A 20,560-nucleotide genomic window follows, 5' to 3' on the forward strand; every position below is an offset into this window, starting at 1 on the left:
CAGCATGGTACGGGAGGTGATCCTGCAACCGGGTGAGCTCTTCTTTGGCAAGGAAGATTTGCACATAAAAACCTTCCTTGGCTCCTGCGTGGCCATCACCTTGTGGCATCCGGAGCAAAAACAGGGCGGTATGTGCCATTACATGTTGCCAACCCGGGGAACACCCACCACAGAGCTGGATGGGCGCTATGCCGATGAGGCCATCACCCTGCTGCTAAAGGCGATTGCCCAGTATCCCGCCCCCATTCATGAGTACGAGGTGAAGTTGTTTGGAGGGGGCAACATGTTTGACGCACCAGAGTACATCCAGAGCGACAACAATGTCGCCACCAGAAATATTCAGGCAGCCTGGCAGCTGACCAAACACCTGGGACTTGATATCAAGGCTCATCATCTTGGCCACTATGGCCACCGGAGTCTGATTTTCGAGCTCAATAGCGGTAGTGTCTGGCTGCGCCATCATCGTCTGCCACATCAACGGGAGTCGCGAGAATGAAACAGATCCGGGTCATGCTGGTGGATGATTCCGCCGTGGTCAGACAGGTCTTGCAAGCAGTGTTGGAGCAGGAGCCAGATATCAAGGTTATCGCAACAGCCTCAGACCCGATTTTTGCCCAGGACAAGCTGAAGAAAGAGTGGCCCGATGTCATCATCCTCGATGTGGAGATGCCACGAATGGATGGCATCACCTTTCTCACCAAGATCATGGCAGAGCACCCAACCCCAGTAGTTATCTGCTCGTCTCTGACCGAAAAAGGAGCTGAAACCACCCTGCAGGCAATGGCGGCCGGAGCGGTCGATATCATCACCAAACCAACCATGGGAATAAAGAGCTTCCTGCAGGAGTCAGCCCATGATCTGGCTATGGCGGTACGAGCCGCTGCACAAGCCAATATCAAGCGGCTCGGCAAACCGGCGCCCCGCACGACCAATCCCAAACTAAATGCCGATGTCATGTTGTCCCCCAACCAGCACGCCATGGCGCAAACCACCGAACGGCTCATCGCCATCGGCACCTCCACGGGGGGCACCCAGGCTCTGGAAGCTGTCCTGACCGCCCTCCCCCGGGTCAGTCCCGGCATCGTGATCGTGCAGCACATGCCGGAAAAATTTACCGCCATGTTTGCCGAGCGTCTCAACGGGGTGTGCCAAATAGAAGTGAGAGAAGCCAAGAACAATGACAGGGTGATCCCGGGACTGGCGCTGATCGCGCCGGGCGGCAAACACATGATGCTCAAGCGCAGCGGCGCTTATTACCACGTCGAAGTGGTTGATGGCCCTCTTATCAACCGTCATCGCCCTTCAGTGGATGTGTTGTTTCGCTCGGTGGCCAAATATGCCGGCAAGAACGCCACCGGCATCATCATGACCGGCATGGGGGATGATGGAGCCCGGGGATTACGCGAAATGCTGGAAGCGGGAGCCAACACCTATGCCCAGGATGAAGCTTCCTGTGTGGTCTTCGGCATGCCCAAGGAGGCGATCAAACTCTCGGCTGCCCGCCATGTACTTCCTCTGCAGGAGATGCATCACGCCATCCTTGGCAGATAACTCCTTTGACCGGGATCTCCGCCATTACCCATAAAAAAGTCCGGCTCCCCAAGGGGAGCCGGACTTTTTACTGCAACCGGAATAAGTCCGGTTTCAGGCAAGCTGATTACTCTGCAGCAGGTGCTTCAGCAGCAACCGGGGCATCGGCAGCCGGAGCAGCTTCGGTCGGGGCGTTCGCTTCCTTGATGGAGAGACGTACGCGGCCCTGACGGTCCACTTCCAGTACCTTCACCTTCACCACGTCACCGATCTTCAGGTAGTCGGCTACGTTCTGCACGCGAGCATCGGTGATCTGGGAGATGTGAACCAGACCATCTTTGCCCGGCAGGATGTTGACGAAAGCGCCGAAGTCGGCCAGACGAACAACCTTGCCTTCGTAGATGCGGTTCACTTCGATCTCGGCGGTGATGGCCTCGATACGGCGGATCGCTTCTTTGGCAGCGTCACCGTCAACGGCAGCGATGCGGACAGTACCGTCATCATCCAGCTCGATGTTGGTGCCAGTCTCTTCGGTCAGAGCACGGATCACGGAGCCACCTTTACCAATGACGTCCTTGATCTTCTCCGGATTGATCTTGATGGTGTGGATGCGCGGGGCGAAATCGGAGATCTCGGCACGCGGCGCTTGGATAGCTTCGTCCATCACTTTCAGGATGTGCAGGCGAGCACCACGAGCTTGCTTCAGGGCAATCTCCATGATCTCTTTGGTGATGCCTTCGATCTTGATGTCCATCTGCAGTGCGGTCACACCTTCGGTGGTACCGGCAACCTTGAAGTCCATGTCGCCCAGGTGATCTTCGTCACCCAGGATGTCGGACAGCACGACGAAACCTTCTTCTTCCTTCACCAGACCCATAGCGATACCGGCAACGGATGCCTTGATCGGCACACCCGCGTCCATCAGCGCCAGAGAGGAGCCACACACGGAGGCCATGGAGGAGGAACCGTTGGATTCGGTGATTTCAGAAACCACACGAACCACGTACGGGAACTCGTCGGCGCTCGGCATCACAGCCGCAACACCGCGCTTGGCCAAACGGCCGTGACCGATTTCACGACGCTTCGGGCTACCCATCATGCCGGTCTCACCGACGCAGTATGGCGGGAAGTTGTAGTGCAGCATGAAGCGATCGGCGCGGTTGCCGGTCAGCTCATCGATGTTCTGGGCGTCACGCTCGGTACCCAGGGTCGCAACGACCATTGCCTGAGTTTCACCACGGGTGAACAAGGCAGAACCGTGAGCACGCGGCAGAACGCCGGTAGCAACGGACAGGGCGCGGATCATCTCGGGATCGCGACCATCGATACGCGGCTCGCCACGTACGACACGACCACGAACGATACGGCTTTCCAGGCTGTGGAACTCTTCACCGATCTTCTTGGCATCTTCTTCCACACCGGAAGCGATCACCTGTTCAACCACGCGGCCTTTGATGGCAGCGATGGTTTCGTAGCGAACAGCCTTCTCGGTGATGCGGTAGGCTTCACCCAGCTCGGCAGTCGCCAGCTCGGCAACCTTGGCTTTCAGCTCTTCGTTGACGGCAGGAGCAGCCCAATCCCACGGCTTGGTGCCGACAGCGGCAGCAAACTCGTTGATAGCGGAAATAACGGTCTGCATCTGCTCGTGACCGTATACCACGGCGCCCAGCATCACCTCTTCAGAGAGGATGGCAGCTTCGGATTCAACCATCAGCACGGCGTTGGCAGTACCGGCAACAACCAGATCCAGATCGCTCTGCGGCAGTTCGGTGGTGGTCGGGTTCAATACATACTGACCGTTCATGTAGCCTACGCGAGCTGCACCGATCGGGCCGCCGAACGGGATACCGGAGATAGCCAGCGCTGCAGAAGCACCGATCATGGCTACGATATCGGGGGAGACAGCCGGATTCACGGACATTACGGTCGCAACGACCTGAACCTCATTGAAGAAGCCTTCCGGGAACAGCGGACGAATAGGACGGTCGATCAGGCGGGAGATGAGGGTCTCACCTTCGCTCGGACGACCTTCACGACGGAAGAAACCACCCGGGATACGACCAGCAGCATAGGTACGCTCCTGATAGTTAACGGTCAGCGGGAAGAAATCGCGGCCGTGATCAGCCTCTTTCTTGCCGACAACGGTCACAAATACGCAGGTATCGTCCATGCTGACCATAACGGCCGCAGTGGCTTGACGGGCCATCACACCGGTTTCCAGTGTGACGGTGTGTTGGCCGTACTGGAATGACTTTACAATAGGATTCACGTGAATTTCCTTTTTACAATTTGGCTCTTTAAATTCGCGCACAAGTATACTTGATTCGATGCAAAAGGTAAGCGGCGACACTAATTCTGTGAGGGCGGCGACAACCTGCGAAGAGCAATAAAAAAGGGGAACCCGGAGGTTCCCCTTTTTCGCGAAATCTGATGGTCGATTAACGACGCAGACCCAGTTTGGCGATCAGAGCAGCATAACGCTCGGAATCTTTACGCTTCAGGTAGTCCAGCAGTTTACGACGCTGGGAAACCATGCGCAGCAGACCGCGACGACCGTGGTGATCCTTGGAGTGCTCCTTGAAGTGACCTTGCAGATGGTTGATCTGGGCAGTCAGCAGGGCAACTTGCACTTCGGGGGAGCCAGTGTCGTTGGCGCAACGAGCGTTGTCAGCAACGATTTGAGCTTTGATCTCAGCATTTAGAGACATGGTAATACTCCAGTAGAGTGTTTAAAGGTTCACAGCCAATCTCTAATTCAGCCGTGAAATGAGGGCGGTATAATAATCGTCCCCGTCCCTTTTCGCAATGATAAAGAGGCGAAACGGGAAAGAGATGCCCTATACCGCCAGAGGATCACTCCTCGTCGTGATAACGCACCAGCCGCTTGGGCGCGACACGGCCATCATCATCAATCTCGCCGACACCGATGAACTCGCGCTCCGGGCCGACTGTCATGCGAACCTGACCGCTGGCTGGAGCCCCCGGTACCTGCACCGCCTGACCCTGATTCACATAGGCGGCGACTACCGCCAGCATGTTCACCTCGGGCAGGGATGCCACGGCGGTATCCATCGGCAGCAGCAGCGGATCGAGCACTTCGCGCGGCGGAATGGTCTCGTTCTTGGCCTGCTCGAAAATGCACTCGAGTTGCTCCAGGGTCAGCATCCGCTCATAGGGATAGCTGGCAACCTGGGTGCGGCGCAGCTGGGTGACGTGAGCGCCACAGCCCAGTACCTCGCCCAGATCATCGACCAGAGAGCGAATGTAGGTGCCCTTGCTGCAGTGCACCTCCAGCTTCACCTCGTCCCCTTCGAAGCTGATCAGTTTCAGCTCGAAAATGGTGATGGGACGGGCTTCCCGTTCAATCTCGATCCCCTCGCGGGCATACTCGTAGAGCGGACGGCCGTTGTGCTTGAGCGCGGAGTACATGGAGGGTACCTGCATGATCGGGCCGCGGAACTGGTCCAGCGCCTCGATCAGGGTCCCCACAGCCACATTGACCGGACGGGTCGCAACCACTTCACCATCAGAATCGCTGGTGTTGGTGCGCTCACCTAGTTTGGCCGTCACTTCGTAACGCTTGTCGGCATCCAGCAGGTACTGGGAAAACTTGGTGGCCTCACCGAGGCAGATCGGCAGCATGCCGGTCGCCAGCGGATCCAGCGCACCGGTATGACCGGCCTTGGCGGCGTTATAGATACGCTTGACCTTCTGCAACACATCGTTGGAGGTCAGGCCGGTCGGTTTGTCCAGCAGCAGAATGCCGTGAACATCACGGCCCTTGAAACGACGTCTTCGAGTCATCTCAGCCTTTATCCTCAGCGTTATCATCCGCGGCCACGTCAGACTCTTCGTCACGACCCGACTCCGCCATGCGGCGCTTGTCTTCACGGATGGTATTGGTCACCAGGTTGGAGAGACGCATCCCCTCAACCAGCGTCTGATCATAGAAAAAGCGCAGCTCGGGCACCACGCGCAGACGCATGGCACTGCCCAGCAGGCTACGGATGTAACCGGCAGCTTCGGTCAACGCCTTGAGCCCTTCATTGATGCGCTCGGCATCATTTTCCAGCTGCAAGAAGGTGACATAAATCTTGGCGTAGTTAAGGTCACGGGACACTTCCACATCGGAAACGGTCACCATGCCGATGCGCGGGTCTTTCACCTCACGCTGCAGGATCAGCGCGATTTCACGCTGGATCTGCTGTCCGACCCGACGGGTCCGGCTGAATTCTCTGGCCATATTCTATCCTGCGATAAAAGGGGGCCATGGCCCCCTATTTTGTCTGACTCTCGGCTTACAGAGTCCGTTGGATTTCAACGGTCTCGTAAACTTCGATCTGGTCGCCTTCGCGTACGTCGTTGTAGTTCTTGACCGCGATACCACACTCGTAGCCGTTCTTGACTTCGTTGACGTCATCCTTGAAGCGACGCAGGGATTCCAGCTCGCCTTCATAGATAACCACGTTGTCGCGCAGAACGCGAATACGGTTGGAGCGCTTGACCACACCTTCGGTAACCATACAGCCGGCAACTGCGCCAAACTTCGGTGATTTGAAGACGCTGCGCACTTCGGCCAGACCGATGATCTCCTGACGATACTCGGGAGCCAGCTTGCCGCTCATGGCCTGCTTCACTTCGTCGATCAGGTCATAGATGACGGAGTAGTAACGCAGATCCAGGCTCTCGGCTTCGATAACCTTGCGAGCAGAAGCATCGGCACGCACGTTGAAGCCAACCAGGATGGCGCTGGATGCAGCAGCCAGAGTCGCGTCGGTTTCGGTGATACCACCTACGCCGGAACCCACGATCTTCACCTTCACTTCGTCGGTGGAGAGCTTGACCAGCGCATCGCAGATCGCTTCCACAGAACCCTGTACGTCGGCCTTGATCACCACGTTCACTTCGGATACTTCGCCTTCGGTCATGTTGGAGAACATGTTCTCCAGCTTGGCCTTCTGCTGGCGAGCCAGTTTGACTTCGCGGAACTTGCCCTGACGGTAGAGCGCCACTTCGCGGGCTTTCTTCTCGTCACGAACCACAGTCGCTTCGTCACCGGCAGACGGAACACCGGACAGACCCAGGATTTCCACCGGCAGGGACGGACCCGCTTCCTTGATTTCGCGGCCCAGTTCGTCACGCATGGCACGGACACGACCGTATTCGAGACCACACAGAACGATGTCGCCCTGACGCAGGGTACCTTCCTGAACCAGCACGGTCGCAACCGGACCACGGCCCTTGTCGAGGAAGGATTCGATGACCACACCATTGGCCATGCCGTCGACCACGGCTTTCAGCTCCAGCACTTCGGCCTGGATCAGAATGGCTTCCAGCAGGTCGTCGATGCCCTGGCCGGATTTGGCAGAAACGTGCACGAACTGGCAGTCTCCACCCCAATCTTCGGACATGACGTTGTAACGAGCCAGCTCGGTCTTGACGCGATCCGGATCAGCTTCCGGCTTGTCGATCTTGTTGACCGCAACAACCAGCGGCACACCGGCAGCCTTAGCGTGCTGGATAGCTTCGATGGTCTGCGGCATCACGCCGTCGTCAGCTGCAACAACCAGAACAACGATGTCGGTCGCCTTGGCACCACGAGCACGCATGGAGGTAAACGCCGCGTGACCCGGAGTATCCAGGAAGGTGATCATGCCGCTGTCGGTCTGAACGTGGTAAGCACCGATGTGCTGGGTAATACCACCGGCTTCGCCAGCAGCGACCTTGGCCTTACGGATGTAGTCCAGCAGCGAGGTCTTGCCGTGGTCAACGTGACCCATGATGGTCACAACCGGCGCGCGCGGCTTGGCTTCGGAGGTCTCGTCACGATCGGACAGTACCGCCTCTTCCAGCTCGTTCTCGCGACGCAGCACAACCTTGTGACCCATCTCCTCGGCGACCAGCTGAGCGGTCTCCTGGTCGATCACCTGGTTGATGGTGGCCATGGCGCCCATCTTCATCATCGCCTTGATGACTTCAACACCCTTGACGGCCATCTTGTTGGCCAGCTCGGCCACTGTGATGGTCTCGCCGATGATGACGTCACGGTTGACGGCAGCAGCAGGTTTGTTGAAGCCGTGCTTCATGGCGTTCGGGGTAGCAACCTTGCCACGCTTGCCCTTGCGAGCGCGCGGATCACGGGAGTTGCGGTCGTTGCGATCATCGTCGCGACGGCCTACTTTCTTCGGACCCTTGGCGGCAGCGGCAGTGCGACGGCTGCTCTCTTCCTTGCGATCCAGCTCATCTTCAGCCGCCTGGGCGTGCTTGGAGGTGGTCACATGGTAGTCGCTGCTCTCTTTGGCGCGAGCTGCTTCTTCTTCAGCCCAGCGGGCTGCATTCTGCTCTGCCATGACACGAGCCTCTTCGGCTTTCTTGGCGGCGAGCTCTTCAGCTTTTTGCAAAGCTGTCTGTTCCTGTTGGCGCTTCAGTTCTTCTGCTTCGCGCTTGGCCATCTTTTCTGCCTCTTGCTGAGCTGTGCTACTGGCTGCTTTGGCGGGCTGTTGAGCCTGTCGAGCCTTTTGTTGTGCCTCGATTCGCGCCTTTTCCTCAGCTTCACGACGAGCCTGCTCAGCCTCACGGCGAGCCTTCTCTTCCGCTTCGAGACGGGCCTTGTCTTCGGCCTCGCGACGAGCTTTTGCTTCTGCTTCCAAACGCGCTGTTTCCTCGGCTTCCGCCTGACGCTGTTCTTCTTCCAGCGCCGAACGTCTTACATAGGTGCGAGATTTGCGTACTTCTACCTGCACTTCTTTGTTCTTGCCGCCAGTACCCTGCACACTGATGGTGCTTTTGGTCTTGCGCTGCAAAGTCATGCGAGCAGGAGCGGCAACCTCGTCACCACCGTGCTGTTTCTTCAAGTGTGCCAGCAGAGTCTGCTTTTCAGACTCGCTAACCATGTCGTCGGCCTTGCTCTTGCTGATACCGGCATCGACAAATTGCTGGAGAAGACGATCAACCGGTGTGTCGATGTCAGTGGCAAGTTGTTTGACTGATACTTCTGCCATTCATTTTCCTCCGTTTGATCTTACTTAAGACTGCTCTTCTCCGAACCAACAGATATTGCGAGCAGCCATAATGAGCTCACCAGCCTTCTCGGCAGTCAGCCCTTCAATACCAGCAAGGTCATCAATGCCTTGCTCAGCCAAATCTTCCAGGGTACCAACACCACGACCGGCCATAGCGTAAGCCAGTTCGCGACTCAGACCGTTCAGATTGAGCAGGTCTTCAGACGGCTCGACGCCATCGAAGGACTCCTCTTTGGCCAGTGCCTTGGTGGTCAGGGCATCTTTGGCACGCTTGCGCAGCTCTTCGACCATGTCTTCATCCAGACCGTCGATAGCCAGCAGCTCGTTAACCGGTACGAAGGCGATCTCTTCCAGAGTGGAGAAGCCCTCTTCCATCAGCAGGCCGGCGAAATCGTCGTCGATGTCCAGAGTGCTGGTGAACAGGTTCATGATGCGGTCGTTTTCAGCCTGGTGCTTGGCACGCATGTCCTCGACGGTCATCACGTTCAGCTCCCAACCGGTCAGCTGGGAGGCCAGACGCACGTTCTGACCGTTGCGGCCGATGGCCTGAGCCAGGTTGGCGGCTTCCACGGCGATATCCATGGTGTGGTTGTCTTCATCAACGATGATGGAGGCCACATCGGCAGGCGCCATGGCATTGATCACGTACTGGGCGGGGTTGTCATCGTACAGCACGATGTCGGCACGCTCACCGCTCAACTCGGCGGAGACAGCTTGCACACGGGCACCACGCATACCGATACAGGCACCGATCGGGTCGATACGACGATCGTTGGTCTTCACCGCAATCTTGGCGCGGGAACCCGGATCACGGGCTGCGCCCATGATTTCGATCATCTCTTCACCGATTTCCGGTACTTCGATGCGGAACAGCTCTTTCAGGAAGTCAGGGCTGGAGCGGCTGACGAACAGCTGGGAACCACGCGCTTCCGGACGTACTGCATACAGCAGGCCGCGAACGCGGTCACCCGGACGGAAGGTTTCACGCGGCAGCATGTCGTCGCGGAAGATGACGGCCTCGGCATTGCTGCCCAGATCCAGGATCACGTTGTCGCGGTTGCTCTTCTTGACCACACCGCTGATGATGGTGCCTTCTTTGTCCTTGAACTGGTCAACGACTTGTGAACGCTCGGCTTCGCGCACTTTCTGCACGATAACCTGCTTGGCAGTCTGGGTAGTAATACGGTCGAAGGTGACAGAATCGATCTGGTCTTCAACGTACTCACCGATCTGGATCTCCGGCTGCTCGATTTGGGCTGCTTCCAGAGTGATCTCGGCATAAGGGTTCTCCATTGCGGCTTGATCCGCAATCACCACCCAACGGCGATAGGTGTCGTAGTCACCGGTCTTGCGATCGATTTCAACGCGCACTTCAATCTCGCCTTCATATTTCTTCTTGGTCGCAGTCGCCAGCGCAGTCTCCAGAGCCTGGAAGATCTTCTCGCGGGGTACAGCTTTCTCGTTGGATACTGCGTCAACGACCAGCAAAATCTCTTTATTCATATCCGATAGCCTCGTTAACCAAAGTTCGGCACTATGTTCGCTTTTTGGATATTGGTGAAAGCCAACACTTCGTCCTTACCATCTACCGTCAGAGTGATCATGTCGCCCTGCACGGCTTTGATTACGCCTTTGAACTTGCGGCGGTTGTTTGTTGCCATCCGAAGCGTTACCGCCGCCTCTTGGCCAACGTATTTTTCGAACTGGGCAACCTTGAACAGGGGGCGATCCAGACCTGGGGAAGATACCTCGAGGTAATACTCCTCGGTGATAGGATCTTCTACGTCCATAATGGCGCCAACCTGATGGCTGACCTCAGCACAGTTCTCAACGGTCACGCCCTGCTCGCCGTCGATATAGACGCGCAAGGTGGAGTGTTTACCCGCACGGATAAACTCAATACCCCAAAGTTCAAAACCCAAGGCAACGACCGGAGCCTCGAGCAGATCGGTCAAACGTTGTTCCAACGTAGCCAAAGTCACCCTCCGAAAAACAAAAAAAGGGCATAAAGCCCAGATAGAGATCGATTCAGAGTAAATCGCACATAACAAAAAGCCCCGATGTCAAATCGGGGCTTGGCGCTTTACCCTGATTGTCGCCTCGCAGCGACCGCCTTCCTGAGCGTAGGAAATGCGTGAAATTTGGTTGCGGGGGCCGGATTTGAACCGACGACCTTCGGGTTATGAGCCCGACGAGCTACCATGCTGCTCCACCCCGCGTCCGAAATCGTGCGAGATTATAGCCACTTCATTCTTTCTATACAAGACTGACTTGGCTATAACATCCCGGTTACCCGGGTCACTGCTTAATTGGTGCCGTGGGCGGGACTCGAACCCGCACACCCTAGAGCACTACCCCCTCAAGATAGCGTGTCTACCAATTCCACCACCACGGCAAAACTCTTACTCGGGAACGTCAGTATCTTTCTTCACTGGCGCTTTGGTCTGCTCAACCTGTTGGGTTTGTTGCAGATTTTCCCATTCACTGCCCTGTTTGACCTTGTTGCTGGACATAGAGCCAAGCACCAAGCTAATTACGAAAAACAGAGTAGCCAAAATCGCTGTTGTTCGGGTCAGGAAGCTGCCTGAACCACTGGAGCCGAATACTGTGTTCGATGCCCCTGCGCCGAAGGAGGCGCCCATATCAGCCCCTTTACCTTGCTGAATCATCACCAGACCAATCAGAGCCAGTGAAACCAGCAGATAAACGACCAAAAGAATCTCGTACATTTAACTTGCACCCTTTGCCGCTTCAACAATTCCTAAAAACGCATCGCTATCAAGACTTGCTCTACCAATCAATCCGCCATCTACGTCGGGTTGGGCAAACAAATCTCTCGCATTGGTCGGCGTCACGCTCCCACCATAGATGATTCTGATCTTCTCACCTATTACCGGAGTATCCTCCGCCAAGCGACCACGAATAAAGGAATGAACCTCTTGTGCCTGCTCGGGTGTGGCGCATTTACCTGTACCTACAGCCCAAATCGGCTCGTAGGCGATGATAGCATTATCGAAAGCCATCGCGCCATTTTTCTCTATGACGATATCCAGCTCTTCTGCGATCACCTCGAAGGTTCTTCTCGCTTGCCTTGCTGCACCTGACTCCCCCAAACAGAGGATGGGAATCAGACCTGCCGCTCTGGCTGCCGCAAACTTCTCTGCGACGATAAAGCTGGTCTCACCAAAGAGACGCCTGCGCTCGGAGTGCCCTACCAATACGTATCGACACCCTGCCTCGACCAGCATCTCACACGAAACTTCACCCGTGTAAGCGCCCGTCGCGTGCTGGCTCACATTCTGAGCCCCCAACCTTATCACCTTCTGCTCATTGAGCATTGAAGCGGTAAAATCGAGATGCACATGGGATGGACAGAGAACAACATCTACATCACCATCAACACCTTTCAGGCACTGACTCGTAAACTGCTCTAACTGCGACCTACTACCGTGCAACTTCCAGTTGGCTGCTACAAACGGCTTGCGATGTCCCATCGGCAACTCCCTTGCGAAAGCGGGGCTGATAATATCCAGAGGATTGTCAGCTGACAAGTGCTATTTTCATTTTTTTGAATCGATTGAACAAGATACAACCAGGGCGGCTAAAAAGCCGCCCTGAGCGCTCATTAAAACGCCGATTCGACCTGATCGGCAATGCGCTGAGCCATATCACGCACCTGTTGCTCGTGCTCCCCTTCCACCATGACCCGGATTAGCGGTTCGGTACCTGATTTACGCAACAGCACTCGGCCACGACCGCCCAGCTCCTGTTCCACCTTGGCGACCTCCTGCTTGACTGCTTCTGCAGCCAGCGGATCCTTGCCTTCGGCAAAGCGGACATTCACCAGTACTTGCGGGAACTTGCTCATGCCGGAGCGCAACTTGGCCAACGGCATCTCGGCACTGCGCATGGCAGTGAGCACCTGCAGGGCGGCCACGATGCCATCACCCGTGGTGGTCTGATCAAGACAGATGATGTGACCGGAGTTCTCGCCACCGATACGCCAGCCCTTCTCTTCCATCATCTCCAACACGTAGCGGTCGCCCACCTTGGCACGGGCAAACGGGATACCCAGAGTTTGCAACGCCAGTTCCAGACCCATGTTGGCCATCAGGGTGCCGACGACACCGCCCTTGAGACGACCGTTGCGCAAAGCATCCCGCGCGATGATATAGAGGATCTCGTCACCGTCGATCAGATAGCCGGTGTGATCCACCATGATCAGGCGATCACCGTCACCATCGAATGCCACGCCGAGATCCGCCTTGCACTCCAGCACCTTGGCAACCAGTGCCTCGGGCGCAGTCGAGCCAACGCCATCGTTGATATTGAGACCATCCGGAGAGCAGCCCATGGTGATCACTTCTGCCCCCAATTCGCGGAACACAGAAGGCGCGATATGGTAGGTTGCCCCATGACCACAATCGACCACCATCTTCAACCCGTCCAGATTCATATTGGAAGGGAAAGTGCTCTTGCAGAACTCGATATAGCGGCCAGCAGCATCATCGATACGCAGCGCTTTGCCGAGCTCGGCGGATTCGACACACTTGAGTTCATGATCGAGTTCAGCTTCGATTGCCATCTCGACTTCGTCAGGCAGCTTGGTGCCGTCTGCGGAGAAGAACTTGATGCCGTTGTCATAGAAGGGGTTGTGCGAGGCGCTGATAACGATGCCGGCCTCGGCACGGAAGGTGCGGGTCAGGTAGGCAACGGCCGGAGTGGGCATGGGGCCCATCAGTATGGCTTTGAGACCGGCGGCAGAGAGACCCGCTTCCAGCGCTGATTCCAACATATAGCCAGAGATTCGGGTATCTTTGCCAATCAGCACCTTTTTGGTGCCCTTCTTGGAGAGCACCTTGCCCGCGGCCCAGCCCAGCTTCATTACAAAATCGGGGGTAATGGGATATTCGCCGACTTTGCCGCGCACACCATCTGTGCCGAAATACTTTCTTGCCATTGTCTGTTCTCTTTATTATCTGGAAATAAAATCTTGTCCCGTCATGACCTGCCAGCCAACCCGCAACGCATCCATGGTCTCCCGCACATCGTGAACCCTGATGATCCTGGCTCCGTGCTGCATGCCGATAAGGGCACAAGCCAGACTACCAGCCAGACGTTCACCCACAGGGCGGTTCAGCAGGTTGCCTATCATAGACTTTCGAGACATTCCCACCAAGAGCGGAAGACCGTAGTCAAGCAACTCTTCCTGGGCGGCCAGCAGCTGATAGTTGTGTGCCAGCGTCTTGCCAAAACCGTAGCCCGGATCCAGCAGCAGCTGCTCACGGGCTATCCCAGCGGCCAGACAGGCTGCAATCCGTTCGTCAAAGAAGGCTCTCACCTCCCCGACCAGGTCGTCATAGTGCGGCTCGACCTGCATGGTTCTCGGCTGCCCCTGCATGTGCATCAGGCAAACCGGAACGCGCGCTTCAGCGGCAGCGTCCAGCGCCCCTGGTTCCTGTAGCGCCCTGACATCGTTGATCAAATGAGCCCCAGCCTTGCAGCCTTCTCTCATTACTGCCGCCTTGGAAGTGTCGAGCGAGAGCATCACATCACATTCGCTCACCAGTCGTTCAACAACGGGGATGACCCTGTCCAGTTCCTCCTGCTCGCTCACATTCGGCGCTCCCGGACGGGTTGACTCACCGCCAATGTCGATAAGGGTCGCCCCATCCGCCACCATTTGACGGGCATGGGCCACAGCCCGTTCAATCTGGTTGAAATGGCCGCCATCGGAGAAGGAGTCGGGAGTCACATTGAGGATCCCCATCACGTGGGGACGTTCGAGGGAGAGGCTCAGCCCCTTACTAATCAGCTGCATCTTCACTTCCATTCACAAAATAAAAACCCCGGGCAAGCCCGGGGTTTTCAACAACAGGATTTATTTAGCCGGGATGTCGTTGGCTTTGTCGATATTGGCATCCGCAACCGGAGCACTCTCGTCCGCAACTGCCGGCTTGGGATCGACTGCAACAGTTGATCCGCCTTGTGGCGTATCACCGTGCTCGTCGTGCCAGTTGCTCGGAGCCCGAACCTCGCGACGGGCCATCAGATCATCGATCTGCTTGGCATCGATGGTTTCGTACTTCATCAGTGCATCTTTCATGCTGTGCAGTACATCCATGTTATCCAGCAGGATCTGCTTGGCGCGGTCGTAGTTGCGATCGATCACCTGCTTCACTTCGGCATCGATGATGCGGGCGGTGTCATCGGACATGTGCTTGGCCTTGGCCATGCTGCGACCGAGGAACACCTCGCCATCTTCTTCCGCATAAAGCATCGGGCCGAGACGCTCGGACATACCCCACTGGGTCACCATCTTGCGCGCGATGTCGGTAGCTCGCTCGATATCGTTGGACGCACCGGTCGATACCTTCTCGGCACCGTAGATCAGCTCTTCCGCCAGACGACCGCCGTACAGACTGGAAATCATGGACTCCAGATGCTGCTTGGAGTGGCTCCAGCGATCCTGCTCAGGCAGGTACATGGTCACACCCAGCGCACGACCGCGCGGAATAATGGAGACCTTGTAGACAGGATCATGATCCGGTACCACGCGACCGATAATGGCGTGACCCGCTTCGTGATAAGCCGTCATCTCCTTCTCGGACTCTTTCATCACCATGGAGCGGCGTTCTGCGCCCATCATGATCTTGTCCTTCGCCTTCTCGAACTCAGCCATGGAGACCACACGGCGGCTCTCGCGAGCAGAGAAGAGCGCAGCTTCGTTGACCAGGTTGGCCAGATCAGCACCGGAGAAACCTGGAGTACCACGGGCAATTAGCGCCGGATTGACATCATCTGCCAACGGAACCTTGCGCATGTGCACTTTCAGGATCTGTTCACGGCCACGAACATCCGGCAGACCAACTACAACCTGACGGTCGAAACGGCCCGGACGCAGCAATGCCGGATCCAGTACGTCAGGACGGTTGGTGGCAGCAATGACGATGATGCCTTCATTGCCCTCAAAGCCATCCATCTCGACCAGCATCTGGTTCAGAGTCTGCTCACGCTCATCGTGACCACCGCCCAGACCGGCGCCACGCTGGCGACCGACGGCGTCGATCTCATCGATGAAGATGATGCAGGGGGAGGATTTCTTGGCCTGCTCGAACATGTCGCGTACCCGGGAGGCACCGACACCGACGAACATCTCCACGAAATCGGAACCCGAGATGGTGAAGAAAGGCACCTTGGCCTCACCCGCAATGGCCTTGGCCAGCAGGGTTTTACCGGTACCGGGAGGGCCTACCAGCAGTACGCCGGTCGGGATCTTGCCACCCAGTTTCTGGAATTTGCTCGGGTCGCGCAGATAGTCGACCAGCTCCTTCACCTCTTCCTTGGCTTCATCGCAACCTGCAACATCGGCAAAGGTAGTCTTGATCTGATCTTCACTCATCAGGCGAGCCTTGCTCTTGCCAAACGACATGGCACCTTTGCCACCGCCGCCCTGCATCTGACGCATGAAGAAGACCCAGACACCGATCAGCAGCAGCATCGGGAACCAGGAGATGAAGATAGAGGTCAGCAAAGACGGCTCTTCCGGCTTCTCGCCCATCACCTTGACGTTGTGATTGAGCATGTCGTTGAGCAGCTGGGGATCCGGCGCCGGAATGATGGTGGTGAAACGCTCACCAGTACGCTTGACGCCATTAATGACCTTACCGTCCATCCGCACTTCACGGATCTGCTCTTGGGTCACCTCTTTAACGAAGCTGGAATAGTCCAGCTGGCGACTTGAGGTATCGCTGGGGCTGAAGCTATTGAACACCGACATCAACACGACGGCGATGACCAGCCACAGGATTAAATTTTTCGCCATGTCACTCAAATCAGTAACCTCGCAGACTGACAGTTAACGATGAAGGTTAGGGTACTACAGTTTAAAACCGGTAGCCACAATGTAGACTTCCCGTGAACGAGCGCGGGACGAGTCTGGTTTACGAATCTTGACAGTGGTAAAAAGTTGACGAATTTCATTGAGATAGGCATCAAACCCCTCTCCCTGAAACACTTTCACCACGAAACTGCCGTCACCGCGCAATACCTGATTGCACATGTCCAGCGCCAGTTCGACCAGATACATGGAACGGGCCTGATCCACCTGCTGGGTACCGCTCATGTTAGGCGCCATGTCGGACATGACGACATCTACCTTGTCCGGGCCGACCCGTTCCAGCAGCGCGCCCAGTACAGCTTCCTCCCGAAAGTCGCCCTGAAGGAAATCGACACCGGCGATGGAATCCATCGGCAGAATATCGCAGGCGATCACCCGCCCCTTGTCGCCGACCTGATCGATGGCGAACTGGGACCAGCCACCGGGGGCCGCCCCCAAATCCACCACCGTCATGCCCGGCTTGAGCAGCTTGTCCTTGCCCTGGATCTCGTCGATCTTGAACACGGCACGGGATCTCAGTCCCAACTTCTGGGCTTTTTTGACGTATTGATCGTCAAAATGCTCTTTTAACCAGCGGGTTGAACTGGGGGAATGTTTTTTCTGGGTCATGATAATCGACTTTAAAAAACCACAAGGGTTATTAGTATTAAGGGCTAAGTGGGGGTAGAATACGCCCCTTTCAACCCTGACTTATGAAGAAATTGCGATGATTCTCAACAACAAACAGAAACAGTACCTCAAGGGCCTTGCCCACAGCCTCAAACCTGTCGTCCTGCTGGGTCAGCATGGTCTGACCGAAGGCGTACTGGCCGAGATCGATCTGGCACTGAACCATCACGAGCTGATCAAGGTTAAGGTTGCGTCTGAAGATCGTGAGATGAAACAACTGGTTATGGATGCCATCGTCCGTGAAACCGGTTCAGTCAAAGTACAGAGCATGGGCCATGTGCTGACCATTTATCGTCAGGCTAACGAACCCAAGATCCAGCTGCCCCGCAAATAAAAGGAAAGAGCGCTGCTCTTTCCTTCTTCCACTTCTTCCCGAGTCGCTTGCCAAAGTAGTCGCCAACCCCTTAACCTGCGATGAATACTTCCGGACACGCGCTATGGCTCACCATCAAATTCTAACCGACGATGAGCTGGCCATGCTGCGGGACTTGGGGAGCAATCAGGAGAGTCATCTCCTGAGTGGTCACCTCGACGGCCCCATGCTTGGCTTGCTGCAAAAAGCCGACAACCTCGTACTCGAAGCCCGCTTCGCAGGACACCAGCTACGCTTTCCCCTCACCTTTACCCAAAGAGAAGATGGCTTTATCGAGCCATGTCTATCTGCTCCGGTGATCAGGGAGCTGGGGTTTGCCCGTCCTCGCGCCTGGCGACTCAGCCAGAAAGCGCGCTTGCGTACCGAGCAAGGGCACTATCAGGTGCTCAGCCTCTCCCTCAACGGGCTCATCGTCGAGAATATGCCTCTCGGCATGGTGGCGGATACACAGCTCAACGGCGAACTCTGCCTCGATGAGGAGGAACCTCTGCCACTGCTGGGACGATTGGTCAGGTTAATCAAATCCAACCCGGCCAGCGCCACCTGGGCGATCAGCTTCCAGATGAGCGAAAGCGACATAGAGCGCCTGCGCCACTGGTTGTTTCAACGTCATCAGGATGCCTTTACCGAGGCCTATCAGGCCGGGTAAAGAGAAACAGGGGAGCACCCGCTCCCCTGTCCCATCGAATACTACCGTGCTTAGAGATAAGCGACTTCCAGCACTTCGTACTCCACGTCACCAGCCGGAGTCTTGACGATGGCCACATCGTCAACTTCCTTACCGATCAGGGCGCGGGCAATCGGTGAATTGACGGAGATAAGGTTCTGTTTGATGTCGGCCTCATCATCACCCACGATGCGGTAGACAACCTCTTCCTCTGTCTCACTCTTGAGCAGGGTCACAGTCGCGCCAAAAATGATGCGGCCATTGTTGGTCATCTTGGTGACATCGATCACCTGGGCATTGGAGAGCTTGGCTTCAATCTCCTGAATGCGGCCTTCACAGAACCCCTGCTGCTCGCGGGCAGCATGGTATTCGGCGTTTTCCTTCAGATCACCGTGCTCACGGGCATCGGCAATCGCTTCGATAATCTGGGGACGCAGCTCGGTCTTGAGATATTCGAGCTCTTCGCGCAGCTTCTCAGCACCGCGAACAGTCATCGGAGTATGGTTCATAGTCGAAACCTGGGTTGCTTGAAAATAGAAGCTGCGGCGATCAGCAAGAAAGCCGCAGCAGTCGGTTCGGATAGGGCATCTTAATATGAAGCCGGCACAAAATCCATGTCAGCTCCCTGATGCAGATCTCGCTTTGCGACTCATCATCACTCTGCTTTCGGCACAGAGATGGGTGCCGAGACAGTGGGCTTGCCCTGCATGATGGAGATCTCCACGCGCCGGTTCGCCCGCCGGTTCTCCGGGGTATTGTTGGGCACCAGCGGCTGGGAATCTGCCATCCCCTGCACCACCAGCCGCCCCTGATCAAAACCGGGCACCTTGATCATCTGGTGAGCGACCGCTACCGCACGCTGGGTTGAAAGCTCCCAGTTTGACTGGAACAGCTCGTCATGGGTTGCCACGTTATCGGTGTGGCCAGAGATAGTGATCTCCCCCGGCACATCCTTGAGCAACTCAGCAACTTTACGGATAACAGGCCAGAATTGAGGCTGCAGAAAAGCTGAACCGGCAGGAAATGACGCCTTCTCCCGGATCCTGATGATGATCTGCTGACCCAGCACCTCAATTTCAATCGCCCCATCCTGGATCTGGGACTTCATCTGTTCGGCGAGCGCTTTGGCCAGTTCATTGGATTGCTGCTGCGCCTGGTGCGCATCCTGAGCCGTATCACCACCGGTCTGCTTGCCATCGGTTTTGTCCTGCCCGCCAGCCTGATCCGACTCGCCGGGCAGAAACTCCAGTTCGGTCTGGGTCATGTCGATGGTCTGCTGCATGATGGTATCGATGGGAGTCGGCTCCGGCCGGCCCGGTCGAAACTCCTGGGCAATCACCGAGGTCCCCTTGGGAATATCCTTCACTTCCAGAATATTCTGCACGCCGAATGCCTTCTCCATGGAACCGGCAATCTGCTTGAACTTCTGTACATCCATCTCGGCAAACGAGAGCAGCAGCACGAAGAAGCACATCAAGAGCGACATCAGATCGGCGAAAGTCCCCATGTAACCGGGCAACCCCGGTGGCGGACATTTGCATTTGGACATAAAGCCCCCTACTCCGCGCCGTTATTGCGTTTGGATTGATGCAAATAGTTCTGCAACATGGTCTGGATCACCCGCGGATTCTGACCATCCTGAATCCCCATGATGGCATCGAGGATCAGCGTGCGGCATAGCCGCTCCTCGCCACTGCGCAGCTCCAGCTTGTCGGCAATGGGAATCGCGATCATGTTGGCCTCGATAGCGCCATATAGGGTAGTGAGCAATGCCACTGCCATCGCCGGACCGATGGACTTGGGATCGCTCATGTTTGCCAGCATGGCCACCAATCCCACCAGCGTACCTATCATGCCCATGGCCGGGCCGAGATCCCCCAGAGTGCGGAACACCTTGATGGCGATGACATGACGCTCGGAGGTCAGCTCGATATCCTTCTCCAGCACGCCACGCACCACATCGGCATCGTGACCATCCACCAGCATATCGATCCCTTTTTTCATGAAGGGATTGGGGATCTCCGCCGCCTCCAGTGCCAGAAAGCCCCCCTTGCGGGATGCATCAGCCAGTTCAACCGCCTTGGTAATGAGATCTTCCAGCTTGTCGCCCTTGTACATAAAAGCTTTGCCGGCCACCTTGAACGCCATGAGGAACTGGCCAAGGTTGAACTTCATCATGGCAATAAAGATGGAGCCCAGAATGGTGATATAGACGGAGGGCATGTCCACATACATGGTTACGGGGCCACCCAGCAGCATGCCGTATATCACCACACCGAAGCCCAGCACTATGCCTATCAGACTACCTAGATCCACGTCCTACTCCTGTCATCTGTGCTGATGCACTATTATACGCCGTTGAATTTTCTGCTATTGCGGCCCCGGCGGCAAGTTTCCAT

At 56.4% G+C, this 20,560-nt stretch carries 20 protein-coding genes and 2 tRNA genes; 4 read left to right on the top strand and 18 right to left on the bottom strand.

Going from position 1 to position 20,560, the window contains the following annotated elements:
- The first annotated feature begins 4 nt into the window (after positions 1 to 4).
- Both cheD and AAHA39_RS06570 read left to right on the top strand, forming a co-directional pair.
- A complete protein-coding gene (cheD, locus tag AAHA39_RS06565; RefSeq protein WP_320655131.1) occupies positions 5 to 496 on the top strand; it encodes a chemoreceptor glutamine deamidase CheD in 492 nt (163 codons plus the stop codon).
- Positions 493 to 1,551: a protein-glutamate methylesterase/protein-glutamine glutaminase gene (locus AAHA39_RS06570; protein ID WP_033114164.1), complete on the top strand. Its 1,059-nt coding sequence runs from the start codon at positions 493 to 495 to the stop codon at positions 1,549 to 1,551. Before cheD ends, AAHA39_RS06570 begins: the two co-directional genes overlap by 4 nt.
- 106 nt (positions 1,552 to 1,657) lie before the next feature.
- On the opposite strand, the gene pnp is transcribed toward AAHA39_RS06570, so the two are convergent.
- From pnp to rlmE, 15 genes are all read right to left on the bottom strand, one after another.
- A complete protein-coding gene (pnp, locus tag AAHA39_RS06575) occupies positions 1,658 to 3,799 on the bottom strand; it encodes a polyribonucleotide nucleotidyltransferase (protein WP_104015564.1) in 2,142 nt (713 codons plus the stop codon).
- Between the two features lie 169 nt (positions 3,800 to 3,968).
- Positions 3,969 to 4,238 carry a 30S ribosomal protein S15 gene (rpsO, locus tag AAHA39_RS06580; RefSeq protein WP_005338797.1) on the bottom strand — a complete coding sequence of 90 codons (270 nt, stop codon included), beginning with the start codon at positions 4,236 to 4,238 and terminating at the stop codon, positions 3,969 to 3,971.
- 145 nt (positions 4,239 to 4,383) lie between these two features.
- Positions 4,384 to 5,334 (bottom strand): tRNA pseudouridine(55) synthase TruB, encoded by a 951-nt coding sequence (gene truB / locus AAHA39_RS06585; protein WP_033114162.1) that lies wholly within the window; start codon positions 5,332 to 5,334, stop codon positions 4,384 to 4,386.
- 1 nt (position 5,335) lies between these two features.
- Positions 5,336 to 5,773, bottom strand: a complete 438-nt coding sequence (gene rbfA / locus AAHA39_RS06590) for a 30S ribosome-binding factor RbfA (RefSeq protein WP_041207984.1) — start codon at positions 5,771 to 5,773, stop codon at positions 5,336 to 5,338.
- A gap of 55 nt (positions 5,774 to 5,828) precedes the next feature.
- Positions 5,829 to 8,531 carry a translation initiation factor IF-2 gene (infB, locus tag AAHA39_RS06595; protein ID WP_041207983.1) on the bottom strand — a complete coding sequence of 901 codons (2,703 nt, stop codon included), beginning with the start codon at positions 8,529 to 8,531 and terminating at the stop codon, positions 5,829 to 5,831.
- Between the two features lie 24 nt (positions 8,532 to 8,555).
- The gene (nusA, locus tag AAHA39_RS06600; RefSeq protein WP_041207982.1) at positions 8,556 to 10,055 is read right to left on the bottom strand and encodes a transcription termination factor NusA; all 1,500 of its coding nucleotides are present in this window, start codon (positions 10,053 to 10,055) and stop codon (positions 8,556 to 8,558) included.
- Between the two features lie 14 nt (positions 10,056 to 10,069).
- Entirely contained in the window at positions 10,070 to 10,528 is a 459-nt protein-coding gene (gene rimP, locus AAHA39_RS06605) for a ribosome maturation factor RimP (RefSeq protein WP_005343544.1), read from the bottom strand.
- 166 nt (positions 10,529 to 10,694) lie between these two features.
- Positions 10,695 to 10,771 (bottom strand) — tRNA-Met (locus tag AAHA39_RS06610).
- 91 nt (positions 10,772 to 10,862) lie between these two features.
- Positions 10,863 to 10,947, bottom strand: a tRNA-Leu gene (locus AAHA39_RS06615).
- 7 nt (positions 10,948 to 10,954) lie between these two features.
- The gene (secG, locus tag AAHA39_RS06620) at positions 10,955 to 11,281 is read right to left on the bottom strand and encodes a preprotein translocase subunit SecG (protein WP_005343541.1); all 327 of its coding nucleotides are present in this window, start codon (positions 11,279 to 11,281) and stop codon (positions 10,955 to 10,957) included.
- Entirely contained in the window at positions 11,282 to 12,046 is a 765-nt protein-coding gene (tpiA, locus tag AAHA39_RS06625) for a triose-phosphate isomerase (RefSeq protein WP_156852436.1), read from the bottom strand.
- Positions 12,047 to 12,177: 131 nt separating this feature from the next.
- Positions 12,178 to 13,512 (bottom strand): phosphoglucosamine mutase, encoded by a 1,335-nt coding sequence (gene glmM / locus AAHA39_RS06630; protein ID WP_033114157.1) that lies wholly within the window; start codon positions 13,510 to 13,512, stop codon positions 12,178 to 12,180.
- 15 nt (positions 13,513 to 13,527) lie between these two features.
- Positions 13,528 to 14,373 (bottom strand): dihydropteroate synthase, encoded by an 846-nt coding sequence (gene folP, locus AAHA39_RS06635; protein WP_320655146.1) that lies wholly within the window; start codon positions 14,371 to 14,373, stop codon positions 13,528 to 13,530.
- Positions 14,374 to 14,433: 60 nt separating this feature from the next.
- Positions 14,434 to 16,386, bottom strand: coding sequence for an ATP-dependent zinc metalloprotease FtsH (gene ftsH, locus AAHA39_RS06640; protein ID WP_042032160.1), 1,953 nt, complete (start codon positions 16,384 to 16,386; stop codon positions 14,434 to 14,436).
- A 45-nt stretch (positions 16,387 to 16,431) separates the two neighbouring features.
- Complete coding sequence (gene rlmE / locus AAHA39_RS06645) at positions 16,432 to 17,061, bottom strand: 23S rRNA (uridine(2552)-2'-O)-methyltransferase RlmE (RefSeq protein ID WP_033114154.1); 630 nt, start codon at positions 17,059 to 17,061, stop codon at positions 16,432 to 16,434.
- A gap of 97 nt (positions 17,062 to 17,158) precedes the next feature.
- Between rlmE and yhbY the strand changes: the two genes are divergently transcribed.
- Both yhbY and AAHA39_RS06655 read left to right on the top strand, forming a co-directional pair.
- Complete coding sequence (gene yhbY, locus AAHA39_RS06650) at positions 17,159 to 17,455, top strand: ribosome assembly RNA-binding protein YhbY (RefSeq protein WP_033114153.1); 297 nt, start codon at positions 17,159 to 17,161, stop codon at positions 17,453 to 17,455.
- Between the two features lie 103 nt (positions 17,456 to 17,558).
- Positions 17,559 to 18,143 (top strand): PilZ domain-containing protein, encoded by a 585-nt coding sequence (locus AAHA39_RS06655; RefSeq protein ID WP_320655150.1) that lies wholly within the window; start codon positions 17,559 to 17,561, stop codon positions 18,141 to 18,143.
- 50 nt (positions 18,144 to 18,193) lie between these two features.
- On the opposite strand, the gene greA is transcribed toward AAHA39_RS06655, so the two are convergent.
- The 3 genes from greA to pomA all read right to left on the bottom strand — a co-directional run bounded on the left by greA (position 18,194) and on the right by pomA (position 20,477).
- A complete protein-coding gene (gene greA / locus AAHA39_RS06660; protein WP_041207974.1) occupies positions 18,194 to 18,670 on the bottom strand; it encodes a transcription elongation factor GreA in 477 nt (158 codons plus the stop codon).
- 146 nt (positions 18,671 to 18,816) lie between these two features.
- Positions 18,817 to 19,710 (bottom strand): flagellar motor protein MotB, encoded by an 894-nt coding sequence (locus tag AAHA39_RS06665; RefSeq protein ID WP_320655152.1) that lies wholly within the window; start codon positions 19,708 to 19,710, stop codon positions 18,817 to 18,819.
- Between the two features lie 8 nt (positions 19,711 to 19,718).
- Positions 19,719 to 20,477 (bottom strand): flagellar motor protein PomA, encoded by a 759-nt coding sequence (gene pomA / locus AAHA39_RS06670; protein ID WP_041207971.1) that lies wholly within the window; start codon positions 20,475 to 20,477, stop codon positions 19,719 to 19,721.
- Positions 20,478 to 20,560 lie beyond the last annotated feature (83 nt).

Origin of the sequence: Aeromonas sp. SE22, from assembly GCF_038739755.1 — a bacterium.
Taxonomy (GTDB): Bacteria; Pseudomonadota; Gammaproteobacteria; order Enterobacterales; family Aeromonadaceae; genus Aeromonas; species Aeromonas jandaei.

Excerpts from the sequence above, each read along its gene's own strand:
- cheD (WP_320655131.1), top strand. The coding sequence starts at position 5 with ATGGTACGGGAGGTGATCCTGCAACCGGGTGAGCTCTTCTTTGGCAAG.
- AAHA39_RS06570 (WP_033114164.1), top strand. The coding sequence starts at position 493 with ATGAAACAGATCCGGGTCATGCTGGTGGATGATTCCGCCGTGGTCAGA.
- rpsO (WP_005338797.1), bottom strand. The coding sequence starts at position 4,238 with ATGTCTCTAAATGCTGAGATCAAAGCTCAAATCGTTGCTGACAACGCT.
- truB (WP_033114162.1), bottom strand. The coding sequence starts at position 5,334 with ATGACTCGAAGACGTCGTTTCAAGGGCCGTGATGTTCACGGCATTCTG.
- rbfA (WP_041207984.1), bottom strand. The coding sequence starts at position 5,773 with ATGGCCAGAGAATTCAGCCGGACCCGTCGGGTCGGACAGCAGATCCAG.
- infB (WP_041207983.1), bottom strand. The coding sequence starts at position 8,531 with ATGGCAGAAGTATCAGTCAAACAACTTGCCACTGACATCGACACACCG.
- nusA (WP_041207982.1), bottom strand. The coding sequence starts at position 10,055 with ATGAATAAAGAGATTTTGCTGGTCGTTGACGCAGTATCCAACGAGAAA.
- secG (WP_005343541.1), bottom strand. The coding sequence starts at position 11,281 with ATGTACGAGATTCTTTTGGTCGTTTATCTGCTGGTTTCACTGGCTCTG.
- tpiA (WP_156852436.1), bottom strand. The coding sequence starts at position 12,046 with ATGGGACATCGCAAGCCGTTTGTAGCAGCCAACTGGAAGTTGCACGGT.
- glmM (WP_033114157.1), bottom strand. The coding sequence starts at position 13,512 with ATGGCAAGAAAGTATTTCGGCACAGATGGTGTGCGCGGCAAAGTCGGC.
- folP (WP_320655146.1), bottom strand. The coding sequence starts at position 14,373 with ATGCAGCTGATTAGTAAGGGGCTGAGCCTCTCCCTCGAACGTCCCCAC.
- rlmE (WP_033114154.1), bottom strand. The coding sequence starts at position 17,061 with ATGACCCAGAAAAAACATTCCCCCAGTTCAACCCGCTGGTTAAAAGAG.
- yhbY (WP_033114153.1), top strand. The coding sequence starts at position 17,159 with ATGATTCTCAACAACAAACAGAAACAGTACCTCAAGGGCCTTGCCCAC.
- AAHA39_RS06655 (WP_320655150.1), top strand. The coding sequence starts at position 17,559 with ATGGCTCACCATCAAATTCTAACCGACGATGAGCTGGCCATGCTGCGG.
- greA (WP_041207974.1), bottom strand. The coding sequence starts at position 18,670 with ATGAACCATACTCCGATGACTGTTCGCGGTGCTGAGAAGCTGCGCGAA.
- AAHA39_RS06665 (WP_320655152.1), bottom strand. The coding sequence starts at position 19,710 with ATGTCCAAATGCAAATGTCCGCCACCGGGGTTGCCCGGTTACATGGGG.